The organism is Streptomyces sp. MMG1121, assembly GCF_001280015.1.
Classification (GTDB): domain Bacteria; phylum Actinomycetota; class Actinomycetes; order Streptomycetales; family Streptomycetaceae; genus Streptomyces.
The window spans coordinates 239,903-252,736 of the sequence record NZ_LGDV01000118.1 but is presented as its reverse complement, the minus strand read 5'-3'; the positions used below and the strand labels follow the sequence as shown (position 1 = coordinate 252,736).

At 71.2% G+C, this 12,834-nt stretch carries 13 protein-coding genes; 9 read left to right on the top strand and 4 right to left on the bottom strand.

The window, feature by feature from the left end; all coding sequences use genetic code 11:
- The first annotated feature begins 12 nt into the window (after positions 1-12).
- Together ADK64_RS12220 and ADK64_RS12215 are read left to right on the top strand one after the other, a co-directional pair.
- The gene (locus tag ADK64_RS12220) at positions 13-285 is read left to right on the top strand and encodes a hypothetical protein (RefSeq protein ID WP_053658015.1); all 273 of its coding nucleotides are present in this window, start codon (positions 13-15) and stop codon (positions 283-285) included.
- Between the two features lie 68 nt (positions 286-353).
- Positions 354-776: a YjbQ family protein gene (locus ADK64_RS12215; protein WP_053658013.1), complete on the top strand. Its 423-nt coding sequence runs from the start codon at positions 354-356 to the stop codon at positions 774-776.
- A 961-nt stretch (positions 777-1,737) separates the two neighbouring features.
- On the opposite strand, the gene ADK64_RS47140 is transcribed toward ADK64_RS12215, so the two are convergent.
- Together ADK64_RS47140 and ADK64_RS12205 are read right to left on the bottom strand one after the other, a co-directional pair.
- A complete protein-coding gene (locus ADK64_RS47140; RefSeq protein ID WP_063789893.1) occupies positions 1,738-3,708 on the bottom strand; it encodes a hypothetical protein in 1,971 nt (656 codons plus the stop codon).
- A gap of 134 nt (positions 3,709-3,842) precedes the next feature.
- Positions 3,843-4,757: an aminoglycoside phosphotransferase family protein gene (locus tag ADK64_RS12205; RefSeq protein ID WP_053658011.1), complete on the bottom strand. Its 915-nt coding sequence runs from the start codon at positions 4,755-4,757 to the stop codon at positions 3,843-3,845.
- On the opposite strand from ADK64_RS12205, the gene ADK64_RS12200 reads away from it, so the two are divergent.
- The 4 genes from ADK64_RS12200 to ADK64_RS12185 all read left to right on the top strand — a co-directional run bounded on the left by ADK64_RS12200 (position 4,756) and on the right by ADK64_RS12185 (position 8,377).
- Complete coding sequence (locus tag ADK64_RS12200) at positions 4,756-5,409, top strand: rhomboid-like protein (RefSeq protein ID WP_199829580.1); 654 nt, start codon at positions 4,756-4,758, stop codon at positions 5,407-5,409. The genes ADK64_RS12205 and ADK64_RS12200 overlap by 2 nt on opposite strands.
- 10 nt (positions 5,410-5,419) lie before the next feature.
- Positions 5,420-6,829: an NAD(P)/FAD-dependent oxidoreductase gene (locus ADK64_RS12195; protein ID WP_053658007.1), complete on the top strand. Its 1,410-nt coding sequence runs from the start codon at positions 5,420-5,422 to the stop codon at positions 6,827-6,829.
- A 49-nt stretch (positions 6,830-6,878) separates the two neighbouring features.
- On the top strand, positions 6,879-7,358 hold the full coding sequence (locus ADK64_RS12190) for a GNAT family N-acetyltransferase (RefSeq protein ID WP_053658003.1): 480 nt from the start codon (positions 6,879-6,881) through the stop codon (positions 7,356-7,358).
- 323 nt (positions 7,359-7,681) lie between these two features.
- Positions 7,682-8,377: a pentapeptide repeat-containing protein gene (locus ADK64_RS12185; protein ID WP_107092967.1), complete on the top strand. Its 696-nt coding sequence runs from the start codon at positions 7,682-7,684 to the stop codon at positions 8,375-8,377.
- Between the two features lie 27 nt (positions 8,378-8,404).
- Here ADK64_RS12185 and ADK64_RS12180 read toward each other — a convergent pair whose 3' ends face one another.
- Positions 8,405-8,905: a hypothetical protein gene (locus ADK64_RS12180; protein ID WP_053657999.1), complete on the bottom strand. Its 501-nt coding sequence runs from the start codon at positions 8,903-8,905 to the stop codon at positions 8,405-8,407.
- 92 nt (positions 8,906-8,997) lie between these two features.
- Between ADK64_RS12180 and ADK64_RS12175 the strand changes: the two genes are divergently transcribed.
- Entirely contained in the window at positions 8,998-10,395 is a 1,398-nt protein-coding gene (locus tag ADK64_RS12175; protein WP_078992618.1) for a M1 family metallopeptidase, read from the top strand.
- A 258-nt stretch (positions 10,396-10,653) separates the two neighbouring features.
- Here ADK64_RS12175 and ADK64_RS12170 read toward each other — a convergent pair whose 3' ends face one another.
- Positions 10,654-11,229, bottom strand: coding sequence for a TerD family protein (locus ADK64_RS12170; protein WP_053657997.1), 576 nt, complete (start codon positions 11,227-11,229; stop codon positions 10,654-10,656).
- Positions 11,230-11,408: 179 nt separating this feature from the next.
- Between ADK64_RS12170 and arfB the strand changes: the two genes are divergently transcribed.
- Both arfB and ADK64_RS12160 read left to right on the top strand, forming a co-directional pair.
- Complete coding sequence (arfB, locus tag ADK64_RS12165) at positions 11,409-11,846, top strand: alternative ribosome rescue aminoacyl-tRNA hydrolase ArfB (RefSeq protein ID WP_053657996.1); 438 nt, start codon at positions 11,409-11,411, stop codon at positions 11,844-11,846.
- A gap of 71 nt (positions 11,847-11,917) precedes the next feature.
- On the top strand, positions 11,918-12,805 hold the full coding sequence (locus ADK64_RS12160) for a sigma-70 family RNA polymerase sigma factor (RefSeq protein ID WP_420712958.1): 888 nt from the start codon (positions 11,918-11,920) through the stop codon (positions 12,803-12,805).
- Positions 12,806-12,834 lie beyond the last annotated feature (29 nt).

The following is a 12,834-nucleotide window of genomic DNA, read 5'->3' as shown; positions in this document are numbered from 1 at the left end:
TGGACAGCGATCATGGCAACACTGCAAGAGCGGAAGCACTACCGCGATGCGATCATGAAGGCCCTGTACGAGACCACGGAAGGCAATCGCTTCCTCGGCGTCACCGGGGCAAAGCTACGCGACGATCTTCAGATCCCTGAGCGGGATCTGGCCGCCGCATGCGCATATCTGGTGGGCGAAGGGCTCGTCACCGTCGACTGGGAACAAGGAAACACACCCGTAATGGTCACGCTGATGCACCAGGGAATCCGGCTCATGGAAGCCGAAGAGGAGAAGCGGGGCTGACGCGAAGCGAATGCTGTTCACCCATCCGGCCGCCAGCGCTCGGGCTCCGCGACGGGTACCGGTGAACCATGGCTGGCACCTTCACCACCCGCACGATCAACATCACAACCGGCTCCACCGAGACCCTGCACGACCTCACGAACGCATGCTCCGCCTTCCTCCGAGAGGTCGCTCACGGGCGGAACGGACTGCTGAACATCTTCACTCCCCACGCGACGTCCGGCCTGGCCGTCATCGAGACCGGCGTGGGCAGCGACAATGATCTGTTGGCGGCCCTCCGCGACGTTCTTCCCGCCGACGACCGCTGGCAAGACCGCCACGGCAGACCTGACCGCAGCAGCGCCCACATGCTCCCGGCTCTGGTCCCACCACACGCCACGTTGCCCGTAGTCGACGGTGAGCTTGAGCTGGGGACCTCGCAGTCCGTCGTACTCGTGAGCACCGACCGGGACAACCCAGAACGCCATGTCCGGCTGTCTTTCCTGAGCTGACCACACGACCCTGCCGGTACTCCAGTCGCAGCTCGATGCGCTCGCCGAACGCGGCATCCCCCGGGACCAGATCTTCGCCGAGAAGATCAGCACCCTGGTGCGGGTCCGCCCGCAGTTCCAGGCCGCGCTCGCGTGCGCCCGGGAGATCAAGGCCCATGCCCCGCGCTGCCGGGTGATTTTCGCGGTGAACGAGATGAAGAGAACTGGGGCGGGATGCCGCGGAGCTGACCGCCACGGCGCCTCCAGCGTCGTCCGCGGGGCGTCGACCGCCTCCCCGCCGATCCGCTCGGCGAACTGCTCTTCCAGCCGTTCAAGGATGATGCCGGCTTGCGGTGCGCGCGTTGGTTCCCCTTCCCGGGTACGCCGGATCAGCCGCTGCCGGGCCGAGGCAGGCGGGTGATGAGCGAATGCCACGGTGGTCGGACATCGACGGTCCTCATGCCGCAGGACGTAGACAGCAAGCTGGACATCCGGCTTGGGAAGGACGACAACCCTTGACTGGCCAACGCTGTGACCTCGTGATCGGGGCGGGGTGCGCCTGCCCGCCCGACGGCTCCGCCCCTCGCGTGGCACGCGGGCACGTACCGCCACGGGCGATCAGACATGGGCAGGCGCCCAGCGCCATCATTGTCCCGCCCGCTGGGAACGCCCACCTTCCGGGCTGTGACCACCTCATAGGCCACGGCGCGCCGCGTGCCCGGCCAGCCGTCCGTCATGCGTGAGCGATGCGTGAGCGGACGGCTGAACATGAGGACCTGGAAGCAGGACACAGTGTCAGGCCGGGTGGCGCTGACCTGCAAGAACAGCACCACCCGGCAGGCACGAACACCCTCGATCATGGATTCGACCCCACTTGTAAAGCGAAGGTCGTCGGTTCGAATCCGACAGGAGGCTCCACAAACGGCGATGACCTGGGGTGTTCCCCAGGTCATCGTCGGTTTTCAGGGATTGTCGGGGCAGGTCAGGGCACGTACGACCGCGTGTTGCTGGCCCACAGGGCCCCGCCCTTGCCGGTGCCGCCGGAGGCCGTGTAGACGACGAAGTTGGCGTCGCTCTGCAGGACGGCGTATGCGCCGCTGTGGCCGTTGGTGTGGGTGGACCACAGGGCGCCGCCCTTGCCCGGGCCGCCGTTGCTCGAGTAGACGACCAGGTTGCCGTCCGTCTGCATGTACGCGTACGCGCCGGTGTGGCCGGAGGTACCGCTGGACCAGATCGCCTTGCCGTCGTGCTTGCGGTACATCACGAGGTTGCCGTCCGGCTGCATCACCAGGCGGGCGTACTGGGTCTGGGCCCACCAGCCGCCCTGGAGCCTCTGGCCCGAGGCGATCTTCGTCGAGCGCAGATAGGTGCCGGTCGACCACAGCGCCGGGCTGCCGCCGGAGCCGTAGACCACCATGTTGCCGTCGTCCTGCACCAGGAAGGACGCGCCGCTGTGGCCGTTGGTGTGGGTGGACCACAGGGCGCTGCCGCCGCTCGAGTAGACGACCAGGTTGCCGTCCGTCTGCATGTACGCGTACGCGCCGGTGTGGCCGGAGGTGTGGCTGGACCAGATCGCCGGGCCGCTGCCGCTCGTGCCGTTCGTCTTCAGGTAGGCGACCAGGTTGCCGTCGCTGCCCATCGACAGGGTGATGTCCGCGCTGCTCAGCTTGTGGCCGGCGGTGAGCTTCCCGCCGGGCTGCAGCGAGTTGACCGCGGTGGCGCCGGGGGCGAAGGCGGTGGTGCCGTTGGGGGTGCCGAGGCCGGTCGGGCCGTCGTAGCCGGTGCGTGCGCCGCACAGGTAGTTCGTGGTGCAGGTGCCGTCGTAGCCCGTGGTGACGTCGTTGAGCGCCGAGGCGTGGCCGTAGGGGTACGAGGACGGGTAGCTGTTCGCGGCCGGGGTGCCGGCGAGGGCGTAGGTGGCCGCGATGATGGGCGCGGAGGCGCTGGTGCCGCCGTAGACGTCCCAGCCGGCGCCGCCGTAGGTGTCGTAGACGGCGACGCCGGTGGCCGGGTCGGCGACCGCGGAGACGTCCGCGACCGTGCGGTGGGAGCAGCCGGTGTCGGTCTGCCAGGTGGGCTTGGCCTCGTCCGCGGAGCAGCCGGATCCGGTGCCCTCGGTGCTGGAGGTGGACCAGACCGACTCGCTCCACCCGCGGGTGCTGCCCGAGCGGCTGAGGGAGGTGCCGCCGACCGCGGTGACGTAGGGGGAGGAGGCCGGGTACTGCACGCCGTAGCCGCTGTCGCCCGCGCTGACCGTGATGGCGACGCCGGGGTGGTTGAAGTACTGGACGTCGGCGGTGGTCTCGCTCGGGTCCTCGGTGCCGCCGAAGGAGTTGGAGACGTACTTGGCGCCGAGGGCGACGGCCTCGTCCTCGGCCTTGCCGATGTCGCTCGTGCTCGTGGAGGAGGCCTCGACGAGCGTGATGTGGCACTGCGGGCAGACGGCGCTGACCATGTCGAGGTCGAGGGAGATCTCGCCGGCCCAGCCCGCGTCCGCCTTCGGGTACGTCGTGCCGCCGGTCTGGTTCACCTTGCGGAAGCAGCCGTTGGCGGTGGTGCAGGCGGGAAGGTGGTACTGGGTCCGGTAGGCGGCGAGGTCGGACTCGGCGCCGGGGTCGTCCATGGCGTCGACGATGGCGACGGTGCGACCCGAACCGGCGGTGGCGGACGGCAGGTTGTAGGCGCTCTGCAGGTCCGAGGGGCCGTAGCCGGACGGGGCGGTGTGCGGGCTGACGGTCAGGCGCTGGAGGATGTCGGTCCGGGCCTCGGCGAGGCACGCGACATGGCCCGGCGTGCCGGCGTGGGCGCACAGGTGCTTGACGTGGGTCGTGCCGTTGGCCGACGGTGCGGCGGCCGCGGTCGACGTGAGCCATCCGGTGGACGCCGCGGTGGATATGAGGGCCGTGGCGGACAGCAGGGCGGTGGAGGCCGCCCGGCGTCTTCCTGAGAGCAAGGAAGTGCCCTTCTGGTGGGGTGAGGAGGGAGACCGAATGGTCTGCTCATGTCAGCCGAATGGTGCCGACCCGCCTCGACCGCGACAACGAGGAACAAGTAAATCCTTGATCAGGATTGTGTCCGCAGCCGGTTTCAGGCGCGCAGCCTGCGGGCGATCTCCAGCTGGCGTTCCTCGGTCGGGCGGCCGTCCTCCACGTCCCACAGGACGTTCTGCAGCAGCCGGCCGAGCGTCCAGGCGCGGGCCCGCTCCCGGTCCAGGCCGAGGGTGTCCGTCAGCGCGTCGAAACGCGGTCGGACGTCGGCCGCGTCGAACCGGTTGTCCAGGGCGGGCCACAGCTCGAAGCCGGGGTCGCCGGCCAGCGGTTTGGGGTCGATGGCGAGCCAGTCGGCGCGGTCGGCGGCGAGGACGTTCTCGAAGTGCAGGTCCCAGTGCAGCAGTCGGTCACCGGGCTCGGCGACGACCTCGCGTACGGCGGCGGCGCAGTCGGCGACCAGGCGGCGGGCCGCGGGGTCGGGGATGTGCCGAAGCGCCCATGGGGTCTGTTCCAGCATGGCCTCGGCGATGTCGCCGAGGCGGCGCAGGCCCGGCGGCGCCGGGAAGGACGTGAGGCGGGCCAGGAGCCGGGCGATGACCTCGACGGCCGCGCGGGTGTCGGTCCGCGAGGCGAGCATCCGGGACTCGTCCAGGCGCTCCAGGAGCATGGTGCCGGTCTGCGGGTCGTGGTCGAGGAGTCGTACGGCTCCGTCGCCGTTCCAGGTGCGCAGCGCGACCGGTTCGCCCTCGCTCTCCTCGTCCAGCAGCTGGAGCTTGAGGACGGCGCGGGTGTCGTCGGCCCGGCGGACCGGCAGGACGAGGGCGCTGACCCCGTTCATGGAGGGCCCGTCGAGCCGCAGCCGCCAGCGGTCCAGGAAGGCCGCCACGAGGTCCGGCAGCCCGGCGACGAAGGCCCTCCCTGCCGCGCCGTTGTACGTCTCCTGCGCCTCGGCCAGTGCGGTGGGGATGTCGATCACGGACCGGACGATACTGGCATGCGTGAATCGGCTCATGCGAATTGACCGGGCTCGGAACGCGGTGGGGGCGTGGATCCGCAGTGCTCCCGGTGCGTATGTGTGGCTGGTGGTGCTGTTCGTCACGACCGTCGCCCTGCACCGCATGTCGCCGGAGTTCGAGCAGCACTTCCTGCGGCAGCGGTCGACGAACATCCACGAGCTGTCGCACAACCCGGTGCGGGTGCTGGTGGCGAGCGCGTTCTGGATCGACAGCGGCCACTGGATCCCGTACGCCTTCCTGTACACGGTGTTCCACGCGCCGGCCGAGCGCTGGCTGGGTACGGCCCGCTGGCTCGCGGTGTGCGTCCTGGCGCACGTGCTGGCGACGCTGATCAGCGAGGGCGCCCTGCTGAAGGCGATCCGGGACGGCATCGCCCCGCACCATGCGGTCGACACCCTGGACATCGGGGTGAGTTACGCGTTGGCCGGGGTGATCGGGGTGCTCACCTACCGGCTCGCGGCGCCCTGGCGGTACGGGTATCTGGCGGTGGTGCTGCTGGTCTTCGGGCTGCCGCTGGTCGAGGGGCGGACCTTCACCGATCTCGGCCACTTCGTCTCCGTGCTGATCGGGCTGGCCTGCTATCCGCTGGTCAGAGGGCGCGGAAAACCATGGAATCCGAAGGAGACACTGGCTGCTCCGAGGGGTTAACGTCCCGGCCATGAGCAGCTCGGCAAGCAGTGGTGTCGTCAACGGCGGGATCTCCTTCTGGTACGCGGACGACGGTCTCCCGGCGGTGCGCGAGCCGCTGTGCGGGGACGCGTCGGCGGACGTCGTCATCGTCGGCGGTGGTTACACGGGCCTGTGGACGGCGTACTACCTGAAGAAGGCGGTCCCCTTCCTGCGGATCACGGTGCTGGAGCAGAAGTTCTGCGGGTACGGCGCCTCCGGCCGCAACGGCGGCTGGCTGTACAACGGCATCGCCGGGCGCGACCGGTACGCGAAGCTGCACGGCCGCGAGGCCGCCGTACGGCTGCAGAAGGCGATGAACGACGCGGTGGCCGAGGTGATCGCGGTCGCCGGGGCGGAGGGCATCGACGCCGACGTCCTCCGGGGCGGTGTGCTCGAAGTGGCGACCACACCGGCCCAGTTGGCGCGCCTCAAGGCCTTCCACGAGCACGAGCTGTCGTACGGCGAGAAGGACCGGGAGCTGTACGGGGCGCGGGAGACGGCCGGGCGGATCCGGGTCGCGGACGCGGTCGGTTCGTCCTGGACCCCGCACGGGGCCCGGCTGCACCCGGTGAAGCTGGTGAAGGGCCTGGCGGCGGTCGTGGAGGCGCTGGGCGTCACCATCCACGAGTCGACCCCGGTGACGGAGATCCGCCCCAAACACGCGGTCACCCCGTACGGCACGGTCCGCGCCCCCTACATCCTGCGCTGCACGGAGGGCTTCACGGCCTCCCTGAAGGGCCAGAAGCGCACCTGGCTGCCCATGAACTCCTCGATGATCGCGACCGAGCCGCTGACCGAGGAGCAGTGGGCGTCGATCGGCTGGGCGGGTGGCGAGACCCTGGGCGACATGGCCCACGCGTACATGTACGCGCAGCGCACCGCCGACGGCCGGATCGCGCTGGGCGGGCGCGGGGTGCCCTACCGTTTCGGCTCCCGTACGGACAACGACGGCCGGACGCAGCCGGCGACGGTCGAGGCACTGCGCGAGCTGCTGACCCGCCTCTTCCCGTCGCTGGCCGGGGCGCGGGTGGACCATGCCTGGTCGGGTGTGCTGGGCGTCCCGCGCGACTGGTGCGCCACGGTGACCCTGGACCGCTCCACGGGCCTCGGCTGGGCGGGCGGCTACGTCGGCTCCGGTGTCACCACCGCCAACCTGGCGGCCCGCACCCTGCGCGACCTGGTCCAGCAGGACTCCGGCCAGGGCGGCCGCACCGAGCTGACGGATCTGCCCTGGGTGAACCACAAGGTCCGCAAGTGGGAGCCGGAACCCCTGCGCTGGCTGGGCGTCCACGGCATGTACGCCACCTACCGCACCGCCGACCGGCGAGAACGCCTCCACCCGGGCACGGAGTCCTCCCGTCTGGCGAAGGTCGCGGACCGGGTGGCGGGGCGGCACTGAGCGGACACCGTGAGCCCCGCCCCATGACCAGGTGATCTAGCCTCGCCTCATGATTCGTGCCGCGACCCCCGCCGACCTCCCCGTCATCCTCGCCCTGATCCGTGAACTGGCCGAGTACGAGAAGGCCTTGGAGGAGGCGCGGGCGACCGAGGAGCAGTTGCGGGAGGCGCTGTTCGGGCAGCGGCCGGCCGCGTTCGCGCATCTGGCGGTGGACGACGAGACCGGCCAGCCGGTCGGCCTCGCGCTGTGGTTCCTGAACTTCTCCACGTGGCGCGGGGTGCCCGGCATCTACCTGGAGGACCTGTACGTACGCCCGAACGCCCGCGGCGGCGGCCACGGCCGCGCCCTGCTGACCGAGCTGGCGCGGATCTGCGGGGAGCGGGGGTACGGGCGGCTGGAGTGGGCGGTCCTGGACTGGAACCGGCCCGCGATCGACTTCTACGAGGCGCTGGGCGCGCGCCCGCAGGACGAGTGGACGGTGTACCGGCTGACCGGTGACGCACTGGCCGGGCTGGGTGCGGGGCAGTAGCCGGGCAGGGCCCAGGACGACGGTGCGTCGCGAGGTATCCGGCGCGCTCTGCCCGCCGCACGCCCCAGACGCGCGGCGGCCGCTCGTGAGAGTGGGAAGCGGGTGACGGCCGGGCGCAGCCGGCCGCTGGCGGCTTCGGCGCAGGTTCTCGGCGGGACCGAAGGAGTAGAGGCGGACGGCGTGCACGGGACCTAAGGGAGGACGGCGTTCAGGTGGGGCTGTCTCGGTGGGTCCAGGCTCCGGCCTCAACCGTGCTTGAGGCCAAGTGATCATTGTCTGCCCAGGTCAGGGACATTGTCAGTGGCGGGGTGCAGCATGGGGGCATGGCGAGGAGAGCGACGGGTGGCGGTCCCGCGGCGGGCCGGGGCGCAGTGAACGGTGCGCGACGGCCGGAGCTGCGGCTGCCGCCCCTGACACCGTGGGCCGACGGCGGGCTGGAACCGGACGGGGACTACGACGGGCTGGACTTCCGGGACGCGGACCTGAGCGGGCAGGACGGCGTGGGTGCCCGGTTCATGGACTGCGCGCTGACGGGCTGCGCGGTGGACGGTACGGCGCTGGGCCGGGCCAGAGTGCTGGACTCGGTGCTGACCGGGCTGCGCGGGGTCGGCACCCATCTCGCCGAGTCCACGCTCCGCGACGTCGAGCTGATCGACGCCCGCCTCGGCGGCACCCAGCTGCACGGTGCCGTACTGGAGCGGGTGGTGGTCCGCGGCGGCAAGATCGACTATCTCAATCTGCGCGAGGCCCGCCTCAGAGACGTCGTCTTCGAGTCCTGCGTCCTGGTCGAGCCGGACTTCGCGGGCGCGACCCTGGAGCGGGTGGAGTTCGTCGACTGCGCGCTGAAGGAGGCCGACTTCGGCAGTGCGACGCTGAAGGACGTGGACCTGCGCGGGGCCGTCCCGCTGGAGATCGTCCGCGGCCTGGACCGGCTGTCCGGAGCGGTGATCAGCACGGGGCAGCTGCTGGATCTGGCACCGGTGCTGGCCGCAGAGCTGGGGATCAGAGTGGAGGGCTGACCATCGGGGCGGCCGGCCGGCCGCCGGTCAGGGGAGGCGGGGGAAGCGGGCCTGGAGGGTCCAGATCGCCGGGTTCTCCGCGAGGTCCTCATGGAGGTCGGTGAGGTCAGCGATCAGGTCGTGCAGGAAGTCGCGGGCCTCGCGGCGCAGTTCGGCGTGCGAGAAGGCCAGCGGGGCCTCCTCGGCAGGCATCCAGTCGGCCTCGACGTCCACCCAGCCGAAGCGGCGCTCGAACAGCATCCGGTCCGTGGACTCGGTGAAGTCCAGCTCCGCCTGCTGCGGCCGGGCGGCGCGCGAGCCCATCGGATCCCGGTCCAGCCGCTCCGCGATGTCGCACAGCGCCCACGCGAAGTCCAGCACCGGCACCCATCCCCAGGCTGTGGACAGCTCCCGGTCCGTCTCGGTGTCCGCGAGGTAGACGTCACCGCAGAACAGGTCGTGCCGCAGCGCGTGGACGTCCGCGCGGCGGTAGTCGGTCTGCGGGGGGTCCGGGAACCGATTGGAGAGGGCGTAGCCGATGTCGAGCACGCAGAGATGGTGTCACGAAGGCGGGGGAGTTCCTGCCCGGCCCCGGATCTCGGGCCCCATAAGTAAGACCGGTGCCCCCTAAGATCGCTGCTGTGCCCCGATCCGTACGCCTGGTCCCGGCCGCCGCGGCCCTGCTCGCCTTCAGCTTCGCCCTGACCGGCACCGCGTGCGACGGCGGTGTGCACGGCACCCCGGGCGACTCCGGCGTACACGACCCGTACTTCCCGAAGGCGGGCAACGGCGGTTACGACGTCGGGCACTACGCCCTGACCCTCGACTACACCCCGGCCACCCGCCGTCTGACCGGTACGGCGGTCATCACCGCCCGCGCCACCCAGGATCTGTCCGCCTTCGACCTCGACCTCGCCGGTCTGCACGTCGACTCGGTCACCGTCGAGGGCGAGCACGCCCCCTTCAGCCGGGCCGGGCAGGAACTGACCGTCCGCCCGCACGCCGACCTGAGCGCGGGTGAGACCTTCCGGACCACCGTCCGCTACTCGGGTGTCCCGCGGACCCTCACCGACCCCGACGGCTCCAAGGAGGGCTGGCTGCCCACCGCCGACGGCGCTCTCGGCCTCGGCGAACCGGTCGGCTCCATGGCGTGGTTCCCCGGCGACCACCACCCCTCCGACAAGGCGACCTACGACATCACCGTCACCGTCCCCAAGGGCCTTGTGGCCGTCTCCAACGGCGAGTTGGCGGGCCGGTCCACCCAGGGCGGCCGTACGGCCTTCCACTGGCACACCGCCCAGCCGATGGCGAGTTATCTGGCCACGGTCGCCGTGGGCCACTTCGACATCGGCCGCGGCACCGGCCCGCACGGGCTGCCGATCCTCACGGCCGTCGCCCCGGACCAGGCGAAGGACGGCGCGGAGGTGCTGGCGAAGCTCCCCGACATCATCAAGTGGGAGGAGGACACCTTCGGCCCGTACCCCTTCTCCTCCGCCGGCGCGATCGTGGCCGGGCCGGACGATGCCGGATACGCCCTGGAGACCCAGAACCGGCCCACCTTCCCCGGTGCCCCGGACACCGGCACGGTGGTGCACGAACTCGCCCACCAGTGGTACGGCGACTCGGTCACCCCGAAGTCCTGGCAGGACATGTGGCTCAACGAGGGCTTCGCCACCTACGCCCAGTGGCTGTGGCAGGAGGACCACGGCGGCGACTCCGCGCAGAAGATCTTCACCGACCTCTACAACGGCGACGACGACCAGATCTGGGCCTATCCGCCCGCGAAGCCGTCCGGCGCCGCCCACATCTCCGACAGCCCCGTCTACGAACGCGGCGCGATGGTCCTCCACAAGATCCGGCAGAAGATCGGCGACAAGGCCTTCTTCGCCCTCCTGCGCAGCTGGCCCGCCAGCCACCGCTACGGCAACGCCGACACCGCCGACTTCACCGCCTACGTCGAGAAACAGGCCCCGGACAAGGACTTCACCGAGATCTGGAAGGACTGGCTCTACGGCGACGGCAAACCGGCCCACCCGTGAGGCCGGGGGCGGCCGGGCGCGGGGGCTGTCCCTCGCGGGCCGGCCCCGCCCGCATCGCCGCCCACGCCGGGCGAGCGTGCTTCAGCCGCCGCTCCTCGAACTCCCATGTGTCCAGCGCCGGACCACCCGCCGCGACAGGAGTTCGAGGAGCACCGGGGGAATCCACCGTCCGTGCCCGTGGCGTGCGCCCGCTACGGCGAAAGCCCCGGCCCAGGGCTGTCCGCCGCGGTCCGGGGCTTCTGCTCGGCATGGTGTCCGTCAGACGTTGACGCCGAAGTCCTGGGCGATGCCGACCAGGCCCGAGGCGTAGCCCTGGCCCACCGCGCGGAACTTCCACTCCGCGCCGTTGCGGTACAGCTCGCCGAAGACCATCGCCGTCTCCGTGGCGGCGTCCTCCGACAGGTCGTAGCGGGCGATCTCGGCGCCGCCGGCCTGGTTCAGGATGCGGATGTACGCGTTGCGGACCTGGCCGAAGTTCTGGCCGCGGTTCTCGGCGTCGTAGATGGAGACCGGGAAGACGATCTTGTCGACGTCGGCCGGGAGCGCGGCCAGGTTCACGTTGATCGACTCGTCGTCGCCCGCGCCCTCGCCCGTGCGGTTGTCGCCCGTGTGGACGATCGAGTTGTCCGGCGTCTGCTTGTTGTTGAAGAAGACGAAGTGGGCGTCCGAGTAGACCTTGCCCTGTGCGTTGACCGCGATCGCGGAGGCGTCCAGGTCGAAGTCCGTGCCGGTGGTGGTGCGGACGTCCCAGCCGAGGCCCACGGTGACGGCGGTCAGGCCCGGAGCCTCCTTGGTGAGCGAGACGTTGCCACCCTTGGACAGGCTTACAGCCATTCTTGGGAGTCCCTTCCTTCGGTTCGGTACGGCGGAAAAGCTACAGCTACCCGTATGAACGCCAAGGGGGGTGCGGAAGGTTCCAGGTCTCTTTACTTTCTTTACCCTCCTGTGTCCCGCCCGGCCCACTCCATCGGCCCCGCTTATTCACGTGACGTGGACCTGCCGGTCGCGCGACCATGGTGGGCATGTCCGGTCCCTACGTCATCCGTGGCTCCGTCTCCCTTCCCGAGGCCGAGCTGATGTGGCGTTTCTCCAGGTCGTCGGGGCCCGGCGGACAGCACGTCAACACCAGCGACTCACAGGTGGAGCTGCGCTTCGACCTGGCCCGCACCGAGGCGCTCCCGCCGGTGTGGAAGGAGCGGGCGTTGCTGCGGCTGGCCGGCCGGCTCGTCGACGGAGTCGTCACCGTCCGCGCCTCCGAGCACCGCTCCCAGTGGCGCAACCGCGAGGCCGCCGCCGTACGCCTCGCCGCGCTCCTCGCGGAGGCCGCCGCGCCCCCGCCCAAGCCCCGCAGGCCCACCCGCATCCCGCGCGGCATCAACGAACGCCGGCTGCGGGAGAAGAAGCAGCGCTCGCAGACCAAGCGCGGTCGCACGGGCCGGGACTGGCAGTAGGCCACGGAGCGCGCGGAGCGGGGTGTCCGTCACACTTCCGGGCCGCCGTTCGTCGGTGTCGCAGAGGACTGATGACGGCGACCGAGAGGCCGGGCCCCGCGATGAACGAGCACGAGCAGCAGCACGACCACGACATCCTCGCCGAGCGGTTCGAGGTCTACCGGGGGCATCTGCGCAGCGTCGCCCACCGGATGCTGGGCTCGGCCGCGGAGGCCGAGGACGCCGTGCAGGAGGCCTGGTTCCGGCTGAGCCGGTCCGACACGAGCGGGGTGGACAACCTCGGGGGCTGGCTGACGACCGTCGTGGGCCGGGTCTGCCTCGACATGCTGCGCTCCCGCCGCACCCGGGGCGAGGAGCCCCTGGACACCTGGCATCCGGTGGCCTCCGCCGAGCCCGACCCCGCGCAGGACGCCCTGCTCGCCGACTCGGTCGGCTCGGCCCTCCTCGTCGTCCTCGACACGCTCAACCCGGCCGAGCGACTGGCGTTCGTGCTGCACGACCTGTTCGGGGTGCCGTTCGAGGAGGTCGGCGGCATCCTCGGGCGCAGCCCGGCCGCCGCGCGGCAGTTGGCCAGCCGGGGCCGGCGCCGGGTGCGGGGCGCGGGCGCGCCGGAGGCCGACCTGGTACGGCAGCGGGAGGTCGTCGACGCCTTCCTGGCGGCGGCGCGGGACGGCGACTTCGACGGGCTGCTCGCCGTCCTCGACCCGGACGTGCTGGCCCGCAGCGACGCCGGTACGACCGTCGGGGCGATCGGGGTCGCCTCCGGCGCGACGGGCTTCGCCCGCCTGGCCGCCCTGTCGAGCCCGGCGCTGGTGGACGGCGCCACGGGCCTGGTCCTCGCCGTCGACGGCCGTCTGGAGCGCGTCCTGACCTTCACCTTCGTCGCCGACCGCATCGCGGCGATCGACATCGTGACGGACCCGGCCCGACTGTCCGAGCTGACCGTCGAGCCGGCGTAGACGCGGCCGTCGGCCGCCCGGGCCCGAGG

What these genes read in the sequence shown, in the direction of transcription:
- ADK64_RS12200 (WP_199829580.1), top strand. Translation starts at nt 4,756, where the DNA reads ATGCGAATTGACCGGGCTCGGAACGCGGTGGGGGCGTGGATCCGCAGT.
- ADK64_RS12185 (WP_107092967.1), top strand. Translation starts at nt 7,682, where the DNA reads ATGGCGAGGAGAGCGACGGGTGGCGGTCCCGCGGCGGGCCGGGGCGCA.
- ADK64_RS12170 (WP_053657997.1), bottom strand. Translation starts at nt 11,229, where the DNA reads ATGGCTGTAAGCCTGTCCAAGGGTGGCAACGTCTCGCTCACCAAGGAG.
- ADK64_RS12195 (WP_053658007.1), top strand. Translation starts at nt 5,420, where the DNA reads ATGAGCAGCTCGGCAAGCAGTGGTGTCGTCAACGGCGGGATCTCCTTC.
- ADK64_RS12190 (WP_053658003.1), top strand. Translation starts at nt 6,879, where the DNA reads ATGATTCGTGCCGCGACCCCCGCCGACCTCCCCGTCATCCTCGCCCTG.
- ADK64_RS12215 (WP_053658013.1), top strand. Translation starts at nt 354, where the DNA reads ATGGCTGGCACCTTCACCACCCGCACGATCAACATCACAACCGGCTCC.
- arfB (WP_053657996.1), top strand. Translation starts at nt 11,409, where the DNA reads ATGGTGGGCATGTCCGGTCCCTACGTCATCCGTGGCTCCGTCTCCCTT.
- ADK64_RS12205 (WP_053658011.1), bottom strand. Translation starts at nt 4,757, where the DNA reads ATGAGCCGATTCACGCATGCCAGTATCGTCCGGTCCGTGATCGACATC.
- ADK64_RS12160 (WP_420712958.1), top strand. Translation starts at nt 11,918, where the DNA reads ATGACGGCGACCGAGAGGCCGGGCCCCGCGATGAACGAGCACGAGCAG.
- ADK64_RS12220 (WP_053658015.1), top strand. Translation starts at nt 13, where the DNA reads ATGGCAACACTGCAAGAGCGGAAGCACTACCGCGATGCGATCATGAAG.